This window comes from Pseudomonas sp. P5_A2_2, assembly GCF_054177685.1.
Window position 1 is genome coordinate 1 of sequence record NZ_JBGCUL010000025.1, and the last position, 22,436, is coordinate 22,436.

The 22,436-nt window shown below is 60.0% G+C and carries 23 protein-coding genes and 2 pseudogenes; 15 read left to right on the plus strand and 10 right to left on the minus strand.

The features are described 5' to 3' along the window. Both ACXRVY_RS04750 and ACXRVY_RS04755 read right to left on the minus strand, forming a co-directional pair. A pseudogene (locus ACXRVY_RS04750) lies at positions 1–91 on the minus strand (class II aldolase); the annotation flags it as partial. A gap of 227 nt (positions 92–318) precedes the next feature. Beyond that, positions 319–774: a flavodoxin gene (locus ACXRVY_RS04755; RefSeq protein WP_223463393.1), complete on the minus strand. Its 456-nt coding sequence runs from the start codon at positions 772–774 to the stop codon at positions 319–321. Positions 775–876: 102 nt separating this feature from the next. Between ACXRVY_RS04755 and ACXRVY_RS04760 the strand changes: the two genes are divergently transcribed. Both ACXRVY_RS04760 and ACXRVY_RS04765 read left to right on the plus strand, forming a co-directional pair. Then, the gene (locus tag ACXRVY_RS04760) at positions 877–1,353 is read left to right on the plus strand and encodes a PAS domain S-box protein (RefSeq protein WP_223463394.1); all 477 of its coding nucleotides are present in this window, start codon (positions 877–879) and stop codon (positions 1,351–1,353) included. Positions 1,354–1,407: 54 nt separating this feature from the next. Further along, positions 1,408–2,013 (plus strand): hypothetical protein, encoded by a 606-nt coding sequence (locus ACXRVY_RS04765; RefSeq protein ID WP_458237070.1) that lies wholly within the window; start codon positions 1,408–1,410, stop codon positions 2,011–2,013. Positions 2,014–2,016: 3 nt separating this feature from the next. Here the strand turns inward: ACXRVY_RS04765 and ACXRVY_RS04770 are convergent. Next, positions 2,017–2,976: pseudogene (locus tag ACXRVY_RS04770) on the minus strand (MerR family transcriptional regulator). Positions 2,977–3,188: 212 nt separating this feature from the next. Here ACXRVY_RS04770 and ACXRVY_RS04775 point away from each other — a divergent pair. The 7 genes from ACXRVY_RS04775 (at position 3,189) to ACXRVY_RS04805 (ending at position 7,744) form a co-directional block, all read left to right on the plus strand. After that, a complete protein-coding gene (locus ACXRVY_RS04775) occupies positions 3,189–3,758 on the plus strand; it encodes an antibiotic biosynthesis monooxygenase (RefSeq protein WP_223463396.1) in 570 nt (189 codons plus the stop codon). 70 nt (positions 3,759–3,828) lie between these two features. Next, complete coding sequence (gene folM, locus ACXRVY_RS04780) at positions 3,829–4,539, plus strand: dihydromonapterin reductase (protein ID WP_223463397.1); 711 nt, start codon at positions 3,829–3,831, stop codon at positions 4,537–4,539. Positions 4,540–4,559: 20 nt separating this feature from the next. Then, complete coding sequence (gene folE / locus ACXRVY_RS04785) at positions 4,560–5,135, plus strand: GTP cyclohydrolase I FolE (RefSeq protein WP_223463398.1); 576 nt, start codon at positions 4,560–4,562, stop codon at positions 5,133–5,135. Between the two features lie 2 nt (positions 5,136–5,137). Beyond that, on the plus strand, positions 5,138–5,509 hold the full coding sequence (gene folX, locus ACXRVY_RS04790; protein ID WP_007970304.1) for a dihydroneopterin triphosphate 2'-epimerase: 372 nt from the start codon (positions 5,138–5,140) through the stop codon (positions 5,507–5,509). A 96-nt stretch (positions 5,510–5,605) separates the two neighbouring features. Beyond that, complete coding sequence (locus tag ACXRVY_RS04795; protein ID WP_218429330.1) at positions 5,606–5,902, plus strand: DUF1244 domain-containing protein; 297 nt, start codon at positions 5,606–5,608, stop codon at positions 5,900–5,902. Continuing rightward, complete coding sequence (locus ACXRVY_RS04800) at positions 5,895–6,233, plus strand: HopJ type III effector protein (RefSeq protein WP_458237071.1); 339 nt, start codon at positions 5,895–5,897, stop codon at positions 6,231–6,233. Before ACXRVY_RS04795 ends, ACXRVY_RS04800 begins: the two co-directional genes overlap by 8 nt. 260 nt (positions 6,234–6,493) lie before the next feature. Beyond that, complete coding sequence (locus ACXRVY_RS04805; protein ID WP_223463400.1) at positions 6,494–7,744, plus strand: 2-aminoadipate transaminase; 1,251 nt, start codon at positions 6,494–6,496, stop codon at positions 7,742–7,744. A gap of 194 nt (positions 7,745–7,938) precedes the next feature. On the opposite strand, the gene trxB is transcribed toward ACXRVY_RS04805, so the two are convergent. Further along, positions 7,939–8,895, minus strand: coding sequence for a thioredoxin-disulfide reductase (gene trxB / locus ACXRVY_RS04810; RefSeq protein ID WP_218429324.1), 957 nt, complete (start codon positions 8,893–8,895; stop codon positions 7,939–7,941). Between the two features lie 315 nt (positions 8,896–9,210). Here trxB and cysZ point away from each other — a divergent pair, with 315 nt between their 5' ends. Together cysZ and ACXRVY_RS04820 are read left to right on the plus strand one after the other, a co-directional pair. Further along, positions 9,211–9,963 (plus strand): sulfate transporter CysZ, encoded by a 753-nt coding sequence (gene cysZ, locus ACXRVY_RS04815; RefSeq protein ID WP_103394183.1) that lies wholly within the window; start codon positions 9,211–9,213, stop codon positions 9,961–9,963. Positions 9,964–10,020: 57 nt separating this feature from the next. Then, on the plus strand, positions 10,021–11,220 hold the full coding sequence (locus ACXRVY_RS04820; protein WP_223463401.1) for a glycosyltransferase family 4 protein: 1,200 nt from the start codon (positions 10,021–10,023) through the stop codon (positions 11,218–11,220). Positions 11,221–11,335: 115 nt separating this feature from the next. Here ACXRVY_RS04820 and ACXRVY_RS04825 read toward each other — a convergent pair whose 3' ends face one another. From ACXRVY_RS04825 to ACXRVY_RS04835, 3 genes are all read right to left on the minus strand, one after another. Then, positions 11,336–12,439, minus strand: coding sequence for an NADH:flavin oxidoreductase (locus ACXRVY_RS04825; protein ID WP_223463402.1), 1,104 nt, complete (start codon positions 12,437–12,439; stop codon positions 11,336–11,338). A gap of 219 nt (positions 12,440–12,658) precedes the next feature. Further along, positions 12,659–13,141, minus strand: coding sequence for a glutathione peroxidase (locus ACXRVY_RS04830; protein ID WP_223463403.1), 483 nt, complete (start codon positions 13,139–13,141; stop codon positions 12,659–12,661). A gap of 122 nt (positions 13,142–13,263) precedes the next feature. Continuing rightward, positions 13,264–13,749 (minus strand): FKBP-type peptidyl-prolyl cis-trans isomerase, encoded by a 486-nt coding sequence (locus tag ACXRVY_RS04835; RefSeq protein ID WP_007942189.1) that lies wholly within the window; start codon positions 13,747–13,749, stop codon positions 13,264–13,266. On the opposite strand from ACXRVY_RS04835, the gene ACXRVY_RS04840 reads away from it, so the two are divergent. The 3 genes from ACXRVY_RS04840 to ACXRVY_RS04850 are packed head-to-tail and all read left to right on the plus strand — an operon-like array spanning position 13,718 to position 17,110. Continuing rightward, entirely contained in the window at positions 13,718–14,044 is a 327-nt protein-coding gene (locus tag ACXRVY_RS04840) for a DUF3565 domain-containing protein (protein ID WP_223463404.1), read from the plus strand. The genes ACXRVY_RS04835 and ACXRVY_RS04840 overlap by 32 nt on opposite strands. A 60-nt stretch (positions 14,045–14,104) precedes the next feature. Then, complete coding sequence (pta, locus tag ACXRVY_RS04845) at positions 14,105–16,204, plus strand: phosphate acetyltransferase (RefSeq protein WP_223463405.1); 2,100 nt, start codon at positions 14,105–14,107, stop codon at positions 16,202–16,204. Next, positions 16,205–17,110, plus strand: a complete 906-nt coding sequence (locus ACXRVY_RS04850; protein WP_223463406.1) for an acyltransferase — start codon at positions 16,205–16,207, stop codon at positions 17,108–17,110. A 178-nt stretch (positions 17,111–17,288) separates the two neighbouring features. Here ACXRVY_RS04850 and cysN read toward each other — a convergent pair whose 3' ends face one another. The 3 genes from cysN to ACXRVY_RS04865 form a co-directional block, all read right to left on the minus strand. Next, positions 17,289–19,187 carry a sulfate adenylyltransferase subunit CysN gene (gene cysN, locus ACXRVY_RS04855; RefSeq protein ID WP_223463407.1) on the minus strand — a complete coding sequence of 633 codons (1,899 nt, stop codon included), beginning with the start codon at positions 19,185–19,187 and terminating at the stop codon, positions 17,289–17,291. A 9-nt stretch (positions 19,188–19,196) separates the two neighbouring features. Beyond that, positions 19,197–20,114, minus strand: coding sequence for a sulfate adenylyltransferase subunit CysD (cysD, locus tag ACXRVY_RS04860; RefSeq protein ID WP_223463408.1), 918 nt, complete (start codon positions 20,112–20,114; stop codon positions 19,197–19,199). A 259-nt stretch (positions 20,115–20,373) separates the two neighbouring features. Then, positions 20,374–21,132, minus strand: a complete 759-nt coding sequence (locus ACXRVY_RS04865) for a Nif3-like dinuclear metal center hexameric protein (RefSeq protein ID WP_008046198.1) — start codon at positions 21,130–21,132, stop codon at positions 20,374–20,376. Between the two features lie 103 nt (positions 21,133–21,235). On the opposite strand from ACXRVY_RS04865, the gene algW reads away from it, so the two are divergent. Beyond that, positions 21,236–22,396, plus strand: a complete 1,161-nt coding sequence (gene algW / locus ACXRVY_RS04870) for a Do family serine endopeptidase AlgW (protein ID WP_223463409.1) — start codon at positions 21,236–21,238, stop codon at positions 22,394–22,396. Positions 22,397–22,436 lie beyond the last annotated feature (40 nt).

The window sequence follows — 22,436 nt, forward strand, 5'->3', positions numbered from 1 at the left end:
AACAGGCCGCCAGGTCGACGCGGGTCTGCCACTCGGCAGCACTGACCTGGTGTTTGACACTGTGAGGTGATTGGACGGGATCAACAGTCACGGCAAGGAACCTCGGTGTTTTTATGATGGAGTGTTTCCTATGTTTACCGAGTCTAGTCACCCGTTAAGGTTCGTGTACTTGCATTCGCAGCCAGCTTGGTGGCCCTGCGAGTCAGTCGCCCGGCCACCCTGGATCCATGTCAAACGACCGGCGCCAGCGAGGGTCGGACAGGCAGTTTTTTTACCGTACTGTCAGAACCCTGACTGGCATGGATGCCGGGGCAACGATCAGGTGCGCAGTGCGTTGATCAGGTCCGCCAGCCAAGGCTCGGCATCCGTCTCGGGGGTCACGCTTTCACTTGCATCCAGGCGTAGCATCGGCAGTACTTCGCGAATGCCCAGTTCACCGAACAATTCGCGCATCTGCTCGCCGCCGCCACAAAAAGTATCGCCATAACTCGCATCACCCAACCCGATCACCGCACCCGGCAAACCGCGCCAGGCCGCTGGCAATTGGTCGCGAATGGTCGAATACAGCGGTTGCAGGTTGTCCGGCAGCTCGCCCATGCCGGTGGTCGATGTCACTACCAGAAAGGCTTCGGGGCCATACGCCTGGATTTCGGCGAGGGTCGCACGCGGGTTGTGAAAAGTTTCGAAACCGGCGGCTTTCAACAGGCTGGCGGCGTGGCGGGCAACTTCTTCGGCCGTGCCGTACACCGAGCCGGAAATGATGGCGACTTTCATCAATCTGATCCTGAATCCGAGTAAAAGACCCGGATATTAACAGCACGGTCGTGATTGTTCTTTTAGAATGCAATCGACAATCAATCAGGAAAGGATACCCCGATGATTAATGCACAACTGCTGCAAATGGCGATCAACACCTCCAACGACGGTATCGTGATTGCCGAAAAGGAAGGCGATCAGGACAAAATCCTCATTTACGTCAACCCCGCGTTCGAACGGCTGACGGGGTACTCCAGCGAAGAAATCCTCTATCAGGATTGCCGCTTCCTGCAGTCGGGAGACCGCGACCAGGAAGCCCTGCCGTTGATTCGCGACGCCTTGAACCGTGAAGGATCCTGCCGGGAAATACTGCGCAACTACCGCAAGGACGGCACACCGTTCTGGAACGAGCTGTCCCTTTCAACGGTGAAAAATCCAGCGGACGGGCAAACCTACTTTGTCGGCGTGCAGAAAGATGTCACCGCGCAGGTCAAGACACAACAACGCGTGACACAGCTTGAAGCACAGTTGGCTGAACTCCAGGCCGAACTGACGGCGCTCAAGGCGACGAACGGCAAAAACGAAATCCAGAATTAATGGTCAGTAACTAKAATCACCGCTGACTTTGTAACTATTTCTTTCGAGCTGGCCATGCAACGCGACGCACTCCTGACCCAGGATGAGCTGGATTTCATCCAGAGCATGCAACACAACCCGCAACTCAATGTGCGGGACGCGACGTCGAGCCTGCTCGTCAACGGGGGATCGCAAATTCGTGACCTGCTCACCCGCCTGGCGGCCMATGAGCAGGTCACCATTCAAGCCAGCTTCGAAAACCAGCAAATGACCTTCCCCCTGCACCTGGTGGAAGACGAGTTCCATGCGCTGCACCTGCGCCTCGGCGTGCCGAGCATCYATGAAGACGGACCGATGGTCCGGCCTTGGCGCCTGGTACTGGACGAACCGGTAGCACTGGAAAACGCCAAGGGTCAAACCGGCACCCTGTGGGTGCACGAAGTATCGTGCAAAGGAGTTTTGCTGGAGGTTCGCAACAAGACCAAGCCGCCGAAGCATTTCGCCTTGTGGTTCAGCCCGTCAGGCTATGAGCGGATTGCCTTGCGTGGCACTTTCGAGAAAGAAAACGAACAAGGCTTCTATGCCTATCAACTGAGCCAGAGCGATACGGACGAAACCGAGCGCCTGCGCCAGTTCATCCTGCAACAGCATCGGTTGACTCATCCCGCGCTGCATCTCTGAACCTCAAGTATCCAGACTACCCGCCAGGAACTGCTTCAGACGCTGGCTCATGACCTCCCCTTCATTGCCCAGGCATCCGACCGAAGTCCCGGCCAGGCTCTCCTGTGCCAGATCAGAAGCATCACCGGCCAGCAACAATCGGCACTCCAGACTCATGGCCAGGCGATTCAAGCGCCGCGGCAACTCGGGAACCGGAGCATGATTGGAGAACAGCACCAGCGCCAAGGGCTTGCCCCTTTCGCACATCACGGCCAGCTCATCGAACGGCTGGCCAATGTTCAGCACGCGAACGGCAATTTGCCCTGCACTCAGGAACAGGGCGGCGACCAACAGTTCCAGCTCGCGGCAATGGCCAACCGGCGCACAGATGACCACTCGACGCGGCTGTTTGTCGCGCCGCAACAACAGACGCTGCACCACCCGGGAACGCAGAAAACCATCCAGGAACAGCTACTCGCTGGTGCCGCCGAATTGACCCTGGCGTTGCAAAAGTTGCTTCCAGACGGGCATCAGAATGTCCTGGAACACCACCGGCAGGGCGTAACTGGTAAAGATTTGCCCGTAGACCTGCTCCAGCCGAATGTCATCAAACCCGTTGACCGCAGCAAGAACCTGCTGCTGCCACTGTGCATAATCGGCTTCCACGAGGTTGTTGGGGATAATGTGCGACAACGCCTGGAACGGCTGGGTTTTGGCCAGGATCCTGCCGATCTTGCTGACGGCTACACCGCGCTCGACCCAGCCGAGGATACTGCGAACCCGCTCGATATCGGTCAGCGAATACAGGCGATGCCCACTTTCGGTGCGCATTGGAACAATCAGGCCATAACGTCGCTCCCAGGCTCGAAGCGTGACCGGATTGACGCCTGTCAGGCGCGCTACCTCGCGAATCGGATAGAGCTGTTCCTGTTCAAGGGAGACAGCCCGCGGTACACCTGAAGCTACGTCAGTAAGGACAGGCATCTGGGATTGTACGTCCATGTGCAGATGGGATCCCATTTTAACTACTCTGCCCCACAACGATTCAAGTTCATAATCGAAAAAAACCGCTCAAAGACGAAGCCGGCAGAATGAGGAATAATCCTTGCTTGTTTCAAGCCGCAGCCCACTACCCCGGCGCTGCGCCTGGCGAAGTTCCTATCCGGAGCGACGCAAATGTCTTACGGAGATGCACAATGTCTACCCCTCCCGTCACGCTGATGGTTGCGCGCCGCGTTGCCAATGGACGTTATCAAGACCTGATCGCCTGGCTGCGCGAAGGCGAACAACTGGCCACTGACTTTCCTGGCTACCTTGGCTCAGGCGTACTCGCACCGCCGCCCGGTGATGACGAATTCCAGATTATCTTCCGCTTCGCCAACGAGCAGACCCTGCATGCCTGGGAGCATTCCGCTTCGCGCAGCGCCTGGCTCGGACGCGGCAGCGAGTTGTTCGCCCACCCGACGGAACATCGGGTCAGCGGCATCGAGGGCTGGTTCGGTGCCGTCGGTCAACGCCCGCCGCGCTGGAAACAGGCCGTGGCAATCTGGTTGGCGTTCTTTCCGGTTTCCCTGCTGTTCAACTTTGCGTTGGGGTCGCTGCTGAGTGAGATGGCGCTGCTGCCCCGCGTGCTCGTCAGCACCCTGTGCCTGACGCCGTTGATGGTGTATTTCTTCATTCCACTGTCGACCCGTTTGCTGGCCAATTGGCTGAACAGCACGCCCGTACGCCGCTTGCCCGCAGCCCCCTCCACCCAAAACCACTGATATTCCCCACAATAGGTAGAGCGCTCCCGTCGCTGGTATAGTTTTGTTCTCACCGCGACGCGAGCCGTTCATGACTTCTTCCGCAGCCCCTATCCTCATTACCGGCGCAGGCCAGCGTGTCGGCCTGCATTGCGCCCGGCGACTGCTGGAAGATGGCCAGCGCGTGATTTTCAGCTACCGCAGCGAGCGTCCCGGCGTACAAGCCCTGCGCGATCTGGGGGCCACCGCGGTGTTCGCGGACTTCGCCAGCGAGGCCGGGATCCTCGCCTTCATCAGCGAACTGAAAACCCACACCGACTGTTTGCGGGCGATTGTCCACAACGCCTCCGAATGGCTGGCCGAAACGCCGGACACCGACGCCGCGGCATTCACCCGCATGTTCAGTGTGCACATGCTGGCGCCTTACCTGATCAACCTGCATTGCGCCGACCTGCTGCAACGCTCAAGCCCCGCCGACATCGTGCACATCAGCGATGACGTGACCCGCAAGGGCAGCAGCAAGCACATCGGCTATTGCGCCAGCAAAGCCGGGCTCGACAGCCTGACCCTGTCCTTCGCCGCCAGGTACGCGCCGGCCATCAAGGTCAACGGGATCGCCCCGGCCCTGCTACTGTTCAACCCTGAAGACGACGCGGCCTACCGCGCCAAGGTGCTGGCCAAGTCCGCGCTGGGCATCGAACCCGGCTGCGAAGTGATCTACCAGAGCCTGCGCTATCTGCTCGACAACCCTTATGTCACCGGCACCACCCTGACCGTCAACGGCGGACGGCACATCAAATAAGTGTCCCGCGAGGATTTTCCATGACGTTATCACTGCCCCAGAACGCCTTATCCCAGAGCTATCGAGAGATCCTCATCGGCCTCGGTGAAAACCCCGACCGCGAAGGTTTGCTCGATACGCCGATGCGCGCAGCCAAAGCCATGCAGTACCTTTGCCATGGCTACGAGCAAAGTGTCGAAGAGATCGTCAATGGCGCGCTGTTCGCCTCCGACAACGATGAAATGGTCATCGTCGACAACATCGAGCTGTACTCGCTTTGCGAACACCACATCCTGCCCTTCATCGGCAAGGCGCATGTGGCTTATATTCCGACCGGCAAGGTGTTGGGCCTGTCGAAGATTGCGCGACTGGTGGACATGTTCGCCCGGCGCCTGCAGATCCAGGAAAACCTCACCCGGCAAATCGCCGAGGCGGTGCAACAAGTAACCGGTGCGGCCGGTGTCGCGGTGGTCATCGAAGCGCAGCACATGTGCATGATGATGCGCGGCGTCGAGAAACAGAATTCGACCATGAACACCTCGGTGATGCTCGGYGCCTTCCGCGAGTCGAGCAACACCCGCCAGGAGTTCCTGCAACTGATTGGACGGAGCAAGTAGCAATGCCACAACTTCAGCCAGGCATGGCACGCATCCGGGTCAAAGACCTGTGCCTGCGTACCTTCATCGGCATCAACGAGGATGAAATCCTCAACAAGCAGGATGTGCTGATCAACCTCACCATTCTGTACGCAGCCCAGGAAGCGGTACGGGACAACGACATCGATCACGCGTTGAACTACCGGACCATTACCAAGGCGATCATCGCCCATGTGGAAGGCAACCGCTTTGCGCTGCTCGAACGCCTGACCCAGGAAATTCTCGACCTGGTGATGGCCAACGCATCGGTGCTCTACGCCGAGGTCGAGGTCGACAAGCCCCACGCGCTGCGATTTGCCGAGTCGGTGTCGATTACGCTGGCAGCGAGCCGCTAGCTTCAAGCTACAAGCACCAAGCTGTAGACTTGCAGCCACCGCCATCCAACTTGCAGCTTCAAGCGTGCCGCTTGAAGCTGTCTCGCAGAGACCGCCATGACCGATCAACAACGCCTGGAACTCGAAGCCGCCGCCTTTCGCCGGCTGGTGGCCCATCTGGACAGCCGCAAGGATGTGCAGAACATCGATCTGATGAACCTCTCGGGCTTCTGCCGCAACTGCCTGTCCAAGTGGTACAAGGCGGCGGCTGACGAACGCCAGATCGAGGTCAGCCTCGATGAAGCCCGTGAAGTGGTTTACGGCATGCCGTACGCCGAGTGGAAAGCCCAATTTCAGCAAGAAGCCAACGCCGAACAACAGGCGGCGTTCGCCAAAGGAAAACCCAATGAGTGATTTGAACACCCTGCGCGCCAGCCTCAACAGCGGCGAACACGCCTTCGCCGATACTCTGGCGTTCATTGCCGCCGGTTACGACTACCAGCCTCAGGCTTTCAACAATGGTGGCGTGGAAAACGCGGCCGGGCAGAACGAAGGCTCGTGCAAGACCCTGGGTCTGGCGCTGCTGGAAGGCTTGAGCKATGAAGAAGCGCTGCTGGCTTTCGGCGAGCATTACCGCTCGGTTGTTGCCACGCCTGAAGGCAGCGATCACGGCAACATCCGTGCGTTGATTGCCCATGGCCTGGCGGGTGTGAAGTTCGCTCAGCCGCCACTGACCCGCCGTTGATTTAAATTGTAGGAGCAGCCGGTCGACGCTCGACTGCTCGCGAAAAACTCAAGAGCACTGCTGGGCCTCTGGTTTACGCGTAATCGTTCACCACCATCGCGAGCAGGCTCGCTCCTACAGGTTCTGCGTTCACGGCGCGGAACTGATCAGAAACACATCCCGACTTTTAAGATTGACCCGGCAACTTTATTTCGTTTGCCCCGTAGCACCGCTCACGGCTTAGATAAAAAGAAGTCCTCCTTCTTTCGAGCCGGTCATCCATGCGCAGCGAAACCATCAGCCAGTCGATCAACATCGTTCACCCTGTCACGCTCAGCCACGGCAAAAACGCCGAGGTCTGGGACACCGACGGCAAACGCTACATCGACTTTGTCGGCGGCATCGGCGTGTTGAACCTCGGCCATTGCCATCCGCGTATCGTCGAAGCCATCCGCGAACAAGCCACCCGACTGACCCATTACGCGTTCAATGCAGCGCCCCATGTGCCTTACCTCGAACTGATGGATCGCCTCAGCGCGTTCATGCCGGTGAGTTACCCGGTCAGCGGCATGCTCACCAACAGCGGCGCGGAAGCAGCGGAAAACGCACTGAAGATTGTCCGTGGCGCCACCGGCCGCAGCGCGGTCATCGCCTTCGACGGCGCTTTCCACGGCCGCACACTGGCCACCCTCAACCTCAACGGCAAAGTCGCGCCCTACAAACAGAAAGTCGGCGTGCTGCCGGGGCCGGTATTTCACCTGCCCTTCCCCAGCCAGGACAACGGCGTCACCTGTGCCGAGGCCCTCAAAGCCATGGAGCGCCTGTTCAGCGTCGAGATCGATGTCGAAGACGTCGCCTGTTTTATCGTCGAACCGGTGCAGGGCGAAGCGGGCTTCCTGGCCATGGAGGTCGAGTTCGCCCAGGCGCTGCGCAAGTTCTGCGACGACAAGGGCATTGTGCTGATTGCCGATGAAATCCAGTCTGGTTTCGGCCGAACCGGCCAGCGCTTCGCGTTCTCGCGGCTGGGCATAGAGCCGGACCTGATCCTGCTCGGTAAAAGCATCGCCGGCGGTGTGCCGCTGGGTGCGGTGGTCGGGCGCAAGTCGCTGCTGGATAACCTGCCCAAGGGCGGACTCGGTGGCACTTACTCCGGCAACCCCATCGCCTGCGCAGCAGCACTGGCAACTTTGGACGAAATGACCGATGCCAACCTGCATGCCTGGGGTACACAACAGGAAGAAGCGATTGTCGGCCGCCATGCAACCTGGCGCGCGAACAAGCTGACGCCGTACCTGGGACGCCTGACCGGCGTCGGCGCCATGCGCGGCATCGAGTTGATCAACGCCGATGGCTCGCCCGCACCGGCACAATTGACCCAATTGCTGGCCTTGGCGCGGGATGCAGGTTTGCTGCTGATGCCCAGCGGAAAATCGCGGCACATCATTCGCTTGCTGGCGCCGTTGACTATCGAAGCTGCGGTGCTGGAGAAAGGCCTGGATATCCTTGAAGCCTGCCTTGCAAAACTGACCTGAGAGCAAAGCCAACACGGCACCTGTGGGAGCGAGCTTGCTCCGGGCGGCGTTCCGACGATGGCGATAGAACATTCAAAATTGATATCAACGGATAGACCGCAATCGCGAGCAAGCTCGCTCCCACAGGGCTGGTGCAATATTTGCGGGCACAAAAAAACCGGCCGAAGCCGGTTTTTCATTCAACGAAAGCAGAATCAAGCGTTCTGCAGATCGTCGAGGTAACGCTCGGCATCCAGTGCCGCCATGCAACCGGCGCCAGCGGAGGTGATGGCCTGGCGGTACACGTGGTCAGCCACGTCACCGGCGGCGAAGATACCTTCGAGGTTGGTGGCAGTGGCGTTGCCGTCACGGCCGCCCTGCACAACCAGGTAGCCGTCCTTCAGGGTCAACTGGCCTTCGAACAACGAAGTGTTCGGGGTGTGGCCGATGGCGATGAACACGCCGTCGACTTTCACTTCGTCGAAGCTGCCGTCGTTATTCTTCAGGCGGGCACCAGTCACGCCCATGTTGTCGCCCAGCACTTCGTCCAGGGTTGCGTTCAGCTTCAGCTCGATCTTGCCTTCGGCAACACGGGCGTTGAGCTTGTCGATCAGGATCTTCTCGGCGCGGAAAGTTTCGCGACGGTGGATCAGGGTCACCTTGCTGGCGATGTTGGCCAGGTACAGAGCCTCTTCAACAGCAGTGTTGCCGCCGCCGACCACAGCCACAGGTTTGTTGCGGTAGAAGAAACCGTCGCAGGTCGCGCAGGCCGAAACGCCTTTGCCCATGAAGGTTTCTTCGGACGGCAGGCCCAGGTAACGAGCGCTGGCGCCGGTGGCGATGATCAGGGCGTCGCAGGTGTAAGTCGCGCTGTCGCCGGTCAGGGTGTACGGCTTGGCAGCGAAGTCCACGGCATTGATGTGATCGAACACGATCTCGGTTTCGAAACGCTCGGCGTGCTCGCGCATCCGCTCCATCAGCGCCGGGCCGGTCAGGCCGTGGACGTCGCCCGGCCAGTTGTCGACTTCGGTGGTGGTGGTCAGTTGACCGCCGGCCTGCATGCCGGTGATCAGCAGTGGCTTGAGGTTGGCACGGGCGGCATAGACCGCGGCGCTGTAACCGGCAGGGCCGGAACCGAGAATAATCACTCGCGAATGACGGACTTCAGACATGACCTGCTCCTGTTGACCGGCCCGGAACACCTGGCGCGGAACGCCGGATTGCCGGCTGGAATAAAAAAGAACGGTTGAAAGCACTTGGGGAAGGCTTGAACCCGACCGTCCTGTAAAAAGATTGGGTGCAGCGTATCGAGGGGGCGAAGATTAAGGAAATACGGATTAACAATCCAGCTCATAGGTGGTCTCTATGCCATCTGGCCGACGATATCGACGTCTTTGTTACAGTGAATGTCGATACCACTGCCGCGCTTTCGCACGTGAAGCAAAGCCGGTAAGGTCGGCGCGTTTTCCCTCTGCCCGGAGCCTCTTATGCCCGCCCCTGTTCTGTCCGGCCCGCAATACCTGCGCGAAGGCCTCAAGCTGGTGCTGAGCCCCAGCCTGCGTTTGTTTGTGTTGTTGCCGCTGGCGATCAACCTGGTGCTGTTCGTCGGATTGATCTACCTGGCCGGCCATCAATTCAGCCTGTGGGTCGACACCTTGATGCCGTCCCTGCCCGACTGGCTGAGTTTTCTCAGCTACATCCTCTGGCCGCTGTTCGTGGTGCTCGTCGTGCTGATGGTGTTCTTCACCTTCACCATGCTCGCCAACGTCATTGCCGCGCCATTCAACGGCTTCCTGGCGGAGAAAGTCGAGGTGGTGGTGCGCGGCACCGACGACTTCCCGGCCTTCAGCTGGGGCGAACTGATTGCGATGATCCCGCGCACCCTGGCCCGGGAAATGCGCAAGCTCGGCTACTTTCTGCCCCGGGCAATCGGGCTGTTCATCCTCTCGTTCATCCCGGTGGTGAACATCATCGCCGCGCCGCTGTGGCTGCTATTCGGGGTGTGGATGATGGCGATCCAGTACATCGACTACCCGGCGGACAACCACAAGCTGGGCTGGAACGAAATGCTCGCCTGGCTGCGGCAGAAGCGCTGGCAGAGCATGAGCTTCGGCGGCAGCGTGTACCTGGTGTTGCTGATCCCGGTGGTCAACATCCTGATGATGCCGGCCGCCGTGGCCGGGGCAACGCTGTTCTGGGTGCGTGAGCGTGGCGCGGAAAACCTGGTGACGCAGCGCTGAGCCATCAGCGCCGGTACCGCAGTCACAAATCCATCATCCCGACGTCACACTGACGACATGGCCCCGGTCGACACTGGGGTCATGACGACAGCTCTGCATATCACCCTGATCACCGAAACCTTCCCTCCGGAAATCAACGGCGTGGCCAATACCCTGGGTCGCTTGTGCGACGGTTTGCGCGCACGCGGGCATCAGGTGGAACTGGTACGACCGCGTCAGGGCTGCGACCAGCAGTTGGGCAGCGACGATGAACTGCTGCTGTGCCGCGGCTGGCCGCTACCGGGCTATCCCGGCCTGCAATGGGGTCAGTCGTCGATGCACAAACTGCTGCGGCGCTGGACGCGTCATCGCCCGGATGTGCTCTACATCGCGACCGAAGGGCCGCTGGGCCTCTCTGCGTTGCGTGCGGCACGGCGACTGGGGATTTCCGTGGTCAGCGGTTTCCACACCAATTTCCAGCAGTACTCCAACCAGTACGGGCTGGGTTTGCTTACGCGCCTGCTGACTCACTACCTGCGCTGGTTCCACAACCGTTCGACCATGACCCTGGTGCCCAGCGTCAGCCAGCGCATGGAACTGGAGCGACGTCATTTCGAACGACTGGCGTTGCTGTCCCGAGGCGTCGACAGCGAATTGTTTCACCCGGCCAAACGGTTAAATGCCCTGCGTGAGCAATGGGGACTGGCCGAGGCAGACATCGCCGTCATTCATGTCGGACGCCTGGCCCCGGAAAAAAACCTCGGCCTGCTCAAGCGCACCTTCAATACCCTCAAGGCGAGTTATCCCCAGCGCATCCTGAAACTGATCGTGGTCGGCGACGGCCCGCAGCGCCAGGAACTGGAAAACGAAATGCCCGAAGCGATTTTCTGTGGCACCCAACGGGGTGAAGCCCTGGCGTGTCACTACGCTTCGGGCGATGTGTTTCTGTTTCCGAGCCTGACCGAAACCTTTGGCAATGTAGTGCTTGAAGCACTTGCCTCGGGGCTCGGCGTGGTGGCCTACGACAAGGCGGCAGCCGCCCAGCATATTCGTCATGGCTACAACGGCGTGCTGGCGATGCCGGGAGATGAAGAAGCGTTCTGCGATGCAGCGGCATGGCTGCTGGAGGACAGGGAAGCCTTGCGCAATGTGCGGCTCAATGCGCGCCAGCATGCCAGTCGCCAGGGTTGGGCGACGATCATCGAGCAGTTCGAGGGACAGTTGCGCGGGGCTTGTGCCGGGGAGATGGTGGTGCCGAATGCACCGACTGTTCCCTGAATCTTCGGTGATTTGAAGCCCGCTCCCACAGGGTTCTTGGTTTACACATGATTTGTGATCGCCACAGAACCTGTGGGAGCGAGCTTGCTCGCGATAGCGTCAGTCCAGACGCCGCTTAAACCAGCGTCATCAACGCCTCACGGCTGAACGGCAGAATGTCTTCCTCACGGCCATCGCGCACTTTCTGTGCCCAGTCCGGGTCCACCAGCAAGGCACGACCCACCGCCACCAGGTCGAACTCATCGTTGTTCAGGCGCTCCAGCAGTTTTTCCAGACTGGCCGGTTGTGCGACCTTGTCGGTGTTGACCATGAATTGCAGGAACTCGCCATCCAGGCCGACGCTGCCCACAGTGATGGTCGGCTTGCCGGTGAGTTGGCGGGTCCAGCCGGCAAGGTTCAGCTCGGAACCGTCGAACTCCGGCTCCCAGAAGCGGCGGGTCGAGCAGTGGAAAATATCCACGCCCGCATCCGCCAGCGGCTTGAGGAACTCGCCCAAGGCTTCCGGGGTTTGCACCAGACGTGCGGTGTAGTCCTGCTGCTTCCACTGGGAGAAACGGAAGATGATCGGAAAACCTTCACCGACCGCAGCACGCACGGCCTGAATCAACTCAATGGCGAAGCGCGAACGGTTGGCCAGATTACCGCCGTACTCGTCGGTACGCTGGTTGCTGCCTTCCCAGAAGAACTGGTCGATCAGGTAACCGTGGGCACCGTGGATTTCCACGCCGTCCATGCCGATGCTCTGGGCATCCTTGGCGGCCTGGGCGAACGCGGCGATCACGTCCTGGATGTCCTGTTTGGCCATGCCGTGCACCACGACCTGACCTTCCTTGATTTTTTCCGACGGGCCATAACCCGGCACGCTGGCGTCCGGCTCGGTGCCGATACGGCGCACGCTGCCCACATGCCACAGCTGCGGAACGATCTTGCCGCCTTCGGCGTGAACGGCATCGACGACCTTCTTCCAGCCGGCCAGGGCCGTTTCACCGTAGAAATGCGGAACGTTCGGGTATCCGTTGGACGCCTTGTGACCGACGGTGGTGCCTTCAGTGATGATCAGGCCGACGCCCGCAGCGGCGCGGCGACGGTAGTATTCGATCACTTTGGAATCAGGCACGCCGCCCGGGGAAAAGGAGCGGGTCATCGGCGCCATGACGACGCGGGTCGGCAGTTCGAGGGTGCCGAGGTGGAACGGTTTGAACAGGGCTTTGACGGGCATGGGACGCTCCACGGAAGGATGATTTTATGACGGCGATAATATGGAGAGTCCGACGCCTTGAACAGCATTATTGATTTTGGTGATTAAGAGCTAAAAGGTACGAATTACTGTAGGAGCGAGCTTGCTCGCGATGGACTGGAGAACGCCGCGCCGTATCAGGCTTGTAGCGTTATCGTTGACGACCATCGCGAGCAAGGCTCGCTCCTACAGGGGGAGATATCAGCTCAGCGCTTTTTCAATCGCGTGAACAATGGTCGGATCATCCGGCGCCGTACGCGGCGAGAACCGCGCCAGCACGCGACCATCCTTGCCCAGCAGGAACTTCTCGAAATTCCAGGTGATATCGCCGGGAAATTCCGCGCCCTCGCCCGCCAGCAAGCGGTACAACTGATGACGATCATGCCCGTTGACTTCCAGCTTGCTGGACAACGGAAAGGTCACGCCATAGTTGAGGCTGCAAAAATCCTTGATCTCCCGCTCGGTCCCCGGTTCCTGCCCGGCAAACTGGTTGCACGGCAAGCCCAACACGCTGAAGCCTTTGGCCTTGTATTGCTGGTAGAGGTTTTCCAGCGCCGCGTACTGCGGGGTCAAGCCGCATTTGGAGGCGACGTTGACCACCAGCACGACTTGGCCTTTGAAAGGCGCCAGAGGTAGCTCCTGTCCATCCAGGGCTGTCAATTTAAGGTCGTGAAAAGCACTCATGGCGTACTCCAGATTCCCGTGTTCTTTTCGAAACAGCCACTTGGCGGTGTCATCAGGGACAGCCGCAGACTAAAAAGGCGCCCTCGGGGCGCCTCTCCAGCTATCTGAGCTTAGCGCAGAAATCAGTGGTGATGGCCACCTTCGCCATGGACGTGGCCATGAGCGATTTCTTCCTGGCTGGCGTCACGAATGGCAACGATCTTGACCTGGAAATTCAGGCGCTGACCGGCCAACGGGTGGTTGCCGTCAACGGTGACGTCGTCGCCGTCCAGATCACGGATGGTCACGATCTGCATCTGGCCGTCCGGAGCGGAAGCGTGGAACTGCATGCCCACTTCCAGCTCATCGACGCCTTCGAACATGCTGCGGCTCAGGGTGCTGACCAGTTCGGCAGCGTATTCGCCGTAAGCGTCTTCCGGTTCAACGGCTACGGTCAGCTCGTCGCCGACAGCCTTGCCTTCCAGAGCCTTTTCCAGGCCAGGGATGATGTTGCCTGCGCCTTGCAGGTAGACCAGCGGCGCGCCGCCGGCGGAGCTGTCGATGACCTCACCAGCGTCGTTGGTCAGGGTATAGTCGATGGAGACAGCCTTATTGGCGGCGATCAGCATGGGGCGAGACCTTTTGCATAAGAAGATTGAAGGACCAAGTTTAGCGAAGCAATCGTCCGAAAGCGAACACAACCCGGACAGACGGAATTCGACGATCACAGGCTTCCATCAGGACGAGAACGGCCATTGGGTGGCCGAGCTTTCCTGCGGCCACACCCAACACCTGCGGCACCAGCCACCCTGGCAATCGCGCGCCTGGGTCATGGACCCTGTGCAGCGCCAGGAAAAAATAGGCCAACCCTTTGCCTGCGGTTGGTGCGCACAAGGCTCGGTTAGCGATAACCTTGGCGACTGAATTTCGGTAGTCGGCCAAATATAAGCTGACACCATTGCCATGCTCCTCCAGAGAATCCGCATGCAAACTTTTTTTATCGCACCCACCGATTTTGGTGTGGGTCTGACCTCCATCAGCCTCGGGCTGGTGCGCACATTGGAACGGGCCGGGCTGAAAGTCGGCTTCTTCAAACCGATTGCCCAGCCGCATCCGGGCGACACCGGCCCTGAGCGCTCCACCGAGCTGGTGGCGCGCACGCATGGTCTGAAACCGCCACAACCGCTGGGTCTGGCGCACGTCGAGCGGATGCTCGGCGACGGCCAGCTTGATGAGTTGCTCGAAGAAATCATCACCTTGTACCAGCAAGCAGCCGTCGGCAAAGACGTGCTGGTGGTTGAAGGCATGGTGCCGACCCGCAGCGCCAGTTATGCCGCGCGGGTCAACCTGCATTTGGCCAAGAGCCTCGATGCCGAGGTGATTCTGGTTTCGGCTCCGGAAAACGAAGTGCTGGCCGAACTCTCCGGCCGCGTTGAATTGCAGGCGCAATTGTTCGGTGGTCCGAAGGATCCGAAAGTCCTCGGCGTGATCCTCAACAAGGTCAAGACTGACGAGAGCATGGACGCCTTCGCCGCGCGTCTGAAAGAGCATTCGCCCTTGCTGCGCAGCGGTGAATTCCGTCTGCTCGGCTGCATTCCGTTTCAGCCGGAACTCAATGCGCCGCGCACCCGCGACGTCGCCGACCTGATGGGTGCGCAAGTGCTCAACGCCGGTGATTATGAAACCCGGCGCATGACCAAAATCATCATTTGCGCCCGCACCATGCGCAATACCGTGGAGTTGCTCAAGCCCGGTGTTCTGGTGGTGACCCCGGGGGATCGCGACGACATCATCCTCGCCGTCAGCCTCGCGGCGATCAACGGCGTGCCGCTGGCCGGCCTGCTGCTGACCAGCGACACCCTGCCGGATCCGCGCATCATGGATCTGTGCCGTGGCGCATTACAGGCCGGTTTGCCGGTGTTGTCGGTGAGCACCGGCTCCTACGACACCGCTAACCTGCTCAATGGCCTGAACAAGGAAATCCCGATCGACGACCGCGAGCGAGCGGAAATCATCACCGACTTCGTCGCCAGTCATCTCGACGCCAACTGGCTGCACCAGCGCTGCGGTACACCCCGGGAAATGCGCCTGTCGCCAGCGGTGTTCCGCTATCAATTGATCCAGCGTGCCCAGGCTGCCAACAAACGCATCGTCCTGCCTGAAGGCAGCGAACCGTTCACTGTGCAAGCGGCGGCGATCTGTCAGGAACGCGGGATCGCTCGTTGCGTGTTGCTGGCCAAACCTGAAGACGTCGAGGCCGTGGCCCGCGCCCAAGGCATCGTATTGCCGCCGGGGCTGGAGATTCTCGATCCGGACCTGATCCGCGAGCGTTATGTCGAACCGATGGTCGCCTTGCGTAAGACTAAAAGCCTCAACGCGCCGATGGCCGAGCAGCAACTGGAAGACACCGTGGTGATCGGCACCATGATGCTGGCCCTGGATGAAGTCGACGGACTGGTCTCGGGCGTGATCAACACCACCGCCAACACCATCCGTCCGGCCCTGCAGCTGATCAAGACGGCGCCGGGCTGCACCCTGGTGTCGTCGGTGTTCTTCATGCTGTTTCCGGAAGAAGTGCTGGTCTACGGCGACTGCGTGATGAACCCGCACCCAAGCGCCTCCGAACTGGCCGAGATCGCCCTGCAAAGCGCCGACTCGGCGGCTGCATTCGGCATCACCCCTCGGGTGGCGATGATCAGTTATTCCAGCGGCGAGTCGGCCACGGGCGAGGAAGTCGAAAAGGTTCGCGAAGCCACCCTGCTCGCCCACGAGCAACAGCATTCGCTGCTGATCGACGGCCCGTTGCAATACGACGCCGCCGCCAACGAAGACGTCGCCCGGCAACTGGCGCCGAACAGCCGGGTCGCCGGTCGCGCCACGGTATTCGTGTTTCCCGACCTGAACACCGGCAACACCACGCACAAAGCCGTGCAGCGCAGCGCCGACTGCGTCAGCCTCGGGCCGATGCTGCAAGGCCTGCGCAAACCGGTGAACGATTTGCCGCGTGGTGCGCAGGTCGACGACATCGTCTACACCATCGCGTTGACCGCGATCCAGGCAGCCAACCGACCTATGGATGTGTAAATGCTGGATTTTCTACCTGCTCCGCTGCGAGGCGTGATCGCCTCGCTGCTGTTGGCACTGAATACGATTCTGCTCTGCTCGTTCCTGTTCTGCGTGGCACTCGTCAAAGTATTGCCGTTCGCCTTCACCCAGCGCCTCTCGGGCTGGCTGATGAGCCATACCCACGAAGCCTGGATCAGCATCAACAAAGGCTGGATGAATCTGGTCCGTAGCACCCGCTGGCACATCAGCGGCCTACAAGGCCTCGACTATCAGCACTCGTACCTGATCACCAGCAACCACCAGAGCTGGGTCGACATCCTGGTGCTGCAATACGTGCTCAACCGGCGCATTCAACCGCTGAAGTTCTTTCTCAAGCAGGAGCTGATCTGGGTTCCGGTGATCGGTCTGGCCTGGTGGGCGCTGGGCTTTCCGTTCATGAAACGCTACTCCAAGGCCTATCTGGAGAAGCATCCGGAAAAGAAAGGCAAGGACCTGGAAACCACCCGCAAGACCTGTGCGAAATTCCGCGACAACCCGGTGGGCATTTTCAACTTCGTCGAAGGCACGCGCTTCACCAAGGGCAAGCATGCCCAGCAGCAGTCACCCTTCAAGTACCTGCTCAAGCCCAAGGCTGGTGGCATTGCCTTTGTGCTGGATGCGATGGGTGAGCAGCTTGAATCGATCGTCAACGTGACGATTCATTATCCGGCCGGTCGGCCCGGTTTCTGGGACTTGTTGTGCGGGAACGTTGCGGACGTGGTGGTGCACTTTGAAGAACTGAAGATTGCGCCGCAGTTCATCGGCAAGAACTATGACCAGGACGGTGAATACCGCCTGCAATTCCAGGGTTGGATCAATCAGATGTGGCAGGACAAGGATGCGTTGCTTGCGCAGATGCATCGTGAGTATCCAGCGAATTCTTGAGGTGCCTGTACCGGCCTCTTCGCGGGCAAGCCCGCTCCCACAGGGACCGCGTCGTTCACAAATTTTGCGAACACCCTCAAAACTGTGGGAGCGGGCTTGCCCGCGATAGCCATTTCAAGGACACAAAAAAGCCCGCAGACAATCACTTGTCTGCGGGCTTTTCATTTACGGCTAAGGCTTAGATCGCCCCACGCTCGCGCAGCAGACCCAGCACTTGCTTGACGCCTTCTTCCAGCGACACGGACTGGGTGTCGATCACCAGGTCGGCATCCAGCGGCACGTCGTACGGGAACGACTCGCCCGGGATGTTATCCCCGGCCGCCGCGTACAGGCCTTGCGGATCACGCTCGGCGCAGACCGTCGGCGAAGCCTGGACGTAGACCGTCAGCAGACGCTCCTTGCCGATCAGTTCCCGGGCCTGTTCACGACCTTCGGCACTCGGCGCAACGAACGCTGCCAGGGTCAGCAGACCGGCTTCGTTGAACTGACGCGCGACGTGTGCGGCACGACGCCAGTTCTCGGTACGCCCGGCGCGATCCTGTGGCAGACCTTTGTTCAGGTCGTGACGCAGGTTCTGGCCATCGAGTACGAACACCGCACGACCCAGGTCGAACAGCTTGCGCTCGACCGCATACGCCAGAGTGCTTTTGCCCGCGCCCGACAAGCCGCTGAACAACACGGTGGCCGGTTGCTGGCCGAAGCGCTGGGCGCGTTCTTCGGTGGCGACGTGTGCGAGTTTGCCGTGATGCGTGCTGCTGCCCTGCGCCACCGGTTGAGCGATGATCATGCCGGCGGCGACGGTGCCATTGGTCAAACGATCGATGACGATGAACGAACCGGTGGTGCGGTTGCTCGCGTAACCGTCCAGCGCGATGGCTGCATCGAGGCTGATCTTGACCCGACCGATCTCGTTCAGTTGCAAGGCACTGGCAGGGCCTTCTTCCAGGGTGTTCACGTCAACGCGGTTGACAATGCTGGTGATCGAACCCGGCACGTACGTCGTGGCGCGCTTGATGTCGTATTTCTTGCCCGGCAGCATCGGCTCTTCGGCCATCCACACCAGCATGGCCTCGAAGCCGTCAGTCACTTGCGGCAGGTTGTCGGCGTGTACCAGCAAATCGCCGCGCGAGATGTCGATCTCGTCTTCCATGGTCAGCGTCACGGCCTGACCCGGACCTGCATGCTCCAGCTCACCTTCGAAGGTGACGATGGATTTCACGCGACTGCTCTTGCCCGACGGCAGCACCACGACTTCGTCACCCTTGTGCACGACGCCACTGGCCAGGGTGCCGGCGAAACCACGGAAGTTCAGGTTCGGACGGTTGACGTACTGCACCGGGAAACGCAGGTCGGTGTAGTTGCGGTCGCTGGCGATCTCGACGGTTTCGAGAATTTCCATCAGCGACTGACCGGTGTACCACGGCGAGCGCTCGGACTTGTTCACCACGTTGTCGCCCTTGAGCGCCGACATCGGCACGAAGGCCATGGTGGTCGGCTTGAAGGCGATGCCTTCGGCGAACTTCAGGTAATCGGCCTTGATCGAGTCGAAGACTTTTTCGTCGAAACCGTTGAGGTCCATCTTGTTGATGGCGACCACGATGTGCTTGATGCCCAGCAACGAGGCAATGAAGCTGTGGCGACGGGTCTGGGTCTGCACGCCATAACGGGCGTCGACCAGAATGATCGCCAGGTCACAGGTGGACGCACCGGTGGCCATGTTGCGGGTGTACTGCTCATGGCCGGGGGTGTCGGCGATGATGAATTTGCGCTTGGCGGTGGAGAAGTAGCGGTAAGCGACATCGATGGTGATGCCCTGTTCCCGCTCGGCCTGCAGGCCGTCGACCAGCAACGCCAGGTCGATATCATCACCGGTGGTGCCGACTTTTTTCGAGTCGCGGGTAATGGCTTCCAGGTGATCTTCGTAGATCATTTTGGAGTCGTGCAGCAGACGCCCGATCAGGGTGCTCTTGCCGTCATCGACGTTGCCACAGGTAAGAAAGCGCAGCATTTCCTTGCGTTCGTGCTGGCCCAGATAGGCGAGGATGTCCTCGCTGATCAAATCAGATGCGTGCGACATGACAACCCCTTAGAAATAACCCTGACGTTTCTTTTCTTCCATCGAGCCTGCGCCATCGTGATCGATGACCCGGCCCTGGCGTTCGGAAGTTCGCGTCAGGAGCATTTCCTGAATGATGTCGGTCAGGCTGATGGCCTCGGACTCGACCGCACCGGTCAACGGGTAGTCGCCGAGTGTGCGGAAACGGACCTTCTTCTTGACGATGCGTGCCTTGTCTTCATCGCTCAGGTGATTGAGCAGGCGTTCATCGTCGATCATGATCCAGGTACCATTCATCTCGATAACGTCGCGCTCGGCGGCGAAATACAGCGGCACGATCGGGATGCCTTCGAGGTAGATGTACTGCCAGATGTCCAGCTCGGTCCAGTTCGACAACGGGAACACGCGGATCGATTCGCCCTTGTTGACCTTGCCGTTGTACACGTTCCACAACTCGGGACGCTGGTTTTTCGGGTCCCAGCGGTGCTTGGTATCGCGGAAGGAATACACGCGCTCTTTGGCACGGGACTTCTCTTCGTCACGACGGGCACCACCGAAAGCAGCATCGAAACCGTACTTGTCGAGGGCCTGCTTGAGGCCTTCGGTTTTCATGATATCGGTGTGCTTGGCACTGCCGTGGGTCAGCGGGTTGATGCCCTGCGCGACGCCATCGGGGTTGACGTGCACCAGCAGGTCGAGGCCGAGTTCTTCGACCATGCGGTCGCGGAACGCGTACATTTCCTTGAACTTCCACTGGGTGTCGACGTGCATCACCGGGAACGGCAGTTTGCCCGGGAAGAAGGCCTTGCGCGCAAGGTGCAGCATCACGGCGGAGTCTTTACCGACGGAGTACAGCATCACCGGGTTGTCGAACTCGGCGGCCACCTCGCGGATGATGTGGATGCTTTCCGCCTCCAGCTGTTTCAGATGCGTCAGTTTATCGACCATGGCTACTCACGAAAGCTTTCTTATGAACGGCCAGCGGGCCGTGTTCGAGCGGGGATCCTAGCACAGCGACCTCTTCTAATCAGGACGCCAACTAGATCGAAAGAGCATATGAATATGCCTGCCCGTTTGGGTTGAATGCGGCCCTCTGTAGGAGCAGCCTGCTCGCGATGGTCGCTAACGATAACGCTGGAAGCCTGACACCCCGCGGTGCTCTCAGGTTCATCGCGAGCAGGCTCGCTCCTACAGGGATGGCGATTCGTCAGATCGGATTCGGGCAATCGATGAAAATGTGTTCCAGCGCAAAGCGCCGCGCCAGGTAATCCCCCAGCGCCTGAACGCCGTAGCGCTCGGTGGCATGGTGACCGGCGGCGATGAAGCTGATGTCGTTTTCCCGGGCGCTGTGGAAGGTTTGCTCGGAAGCCTCGCCGCTGAGGTACAGATCGACGCCTGCCAGAATGGCCTGATCGATGTAACCCTGGCCACCACCGGTGCACCAGCCAACACGGCGGATCATGGCACTGCCTTCGATCAACAGCGGCTCACGGCCCATCACTTCCTGGACGCGGCGAGCGAAATCCCGTGGCATCATCGGTTCATTCAGCGAGCCGACCAGGCCGACAATCTTCAGGTTGTCCGGGTCCAGCGGGCCTTCGACGGTGATGTCGAGCTGCCGTGCGAGCTGCACGTTATTACCGACGTCCGGGTGCAGGTCCAGCGGCAGATGATAGGACAGCAGGCTGATATCGTGCTTGAGCAGAGTCTTCAAGCGGCGCTGTTTCATGCCGGTGATGCACGGGTTCTCGCCTTTCCAGAAGTAGCCATGATGCACCAGCACCAGGTCGGCATTGGCCTCCACGGCAGCATCAAGCAAGGCCTGGCTGGCGGTGACGCCACTGACAATGCGCATCACTTGCGGACGACCTTCGACTTGCAGGCCGTTGGGGCAGTAATCGGCGATTTTGGCGCTGTTGAGGTAGCGGTCGGCTTCTTCAACGAGGGTGCTCAGGGCGACGGCCATGAAAGACTCCTAAATATCCCGTTCCGAGGCGCGTGCGGCCTCGTATAATGCGCGTCATTATGAGCGGTCTCATACCGCCTGCAACTCTCTCAGGAACTGCTTAATGCTCAAGGCGCTGCGTTTTTCCGGCTGGCCGCTGTTGGCCGGCGTGCTTGTCGCTCTTTTGATAATCCAGCGTTACCCGCAGTGGGTCGGGCTCCCGAGCCTCGACGTCAATCTGCAACAAGCGCCGCAAACCACCAGCATGCAGCAGGGTCCGGTGTCTTATGCCGAAGCGGTAAGCACCGCTGCGCCTTCGGTGGTAAACCTGTACACCACCAAAGTCATCAACAAACCCACCCATCCGTTGTTCGAAGATCCGCAATTTCGTCGCTTCTTCGGCGACAACTCGCCCAAGCAGAAACGCATGGAATCGAGCCTCGGTTCCGGCGTGATCATGAGCCCGGAAGGCTACATCCTGACCAACAACCACGTGACCAGCGGCGCCGACCAGATCGTGGTGGCGCTCAAGGACGGTCGGGAAACCCTGGCGCGGGTGATCGGCAGCGACCCGGAGACTGACCTCGCGGTGCTGAAAATCGACCTGAAAAACCTGCCGTCGATCACTGTCGGGCGTTCCGACAACATCCGCATCGGCGATGTCGCGCTGGCCATCGGCAACCCGTTCGGCGTCGGCCAGACCGTGACCATGGGCATCATCAGCGCCACCGGTCGCAACCAACTGGGCCTGAACAACTACGAAGACTTCATCCAGACCGATGCGGCGATCAACCCCGGCAACTCTGGCGGTGCGCTGGTGGATGCCATCGGTAACCTGACCGGCATCAACACGGCGATTTTCTCCAAGTCCGGCGGTTCCCAGGGCATTGGTTTCGCGATCCCGGTGAAGCTGGCGATGGAAGTGATGAAATCGATCATCGAGCACGGCCAGGTGATTCGTGGCTGGCTGGGTATCGAAGTGCAGCCGCTGACCCAGGAACTGGCCGAATCGTTCGGCTTGTCCGGGCGTCCGGGCATTGTCGTGGCGGGGATTTTCCGCGACGGTCCGGCACAGAAGGCCGGCCTGCAACTGGGCGATGTGATTCTTGCCATCGATGGCGAACCGGCCGGTGATGGCCGTCGCTCGATGAATCAGGTGGCGCGGATCAAGCCCACCGACAAGGTCGCGATCGAGGTGATGCGCAACGGCAAGGAACTCAAGCTGATGGCGGAAGTCGGCCTGCGGCCGCCACCGGCACCGGTCAAAGAGAAAGAAGAAGAGTAAGCAGCTCACACCGCCCTTGTAGGAGCGAGCCTGCTCGCGA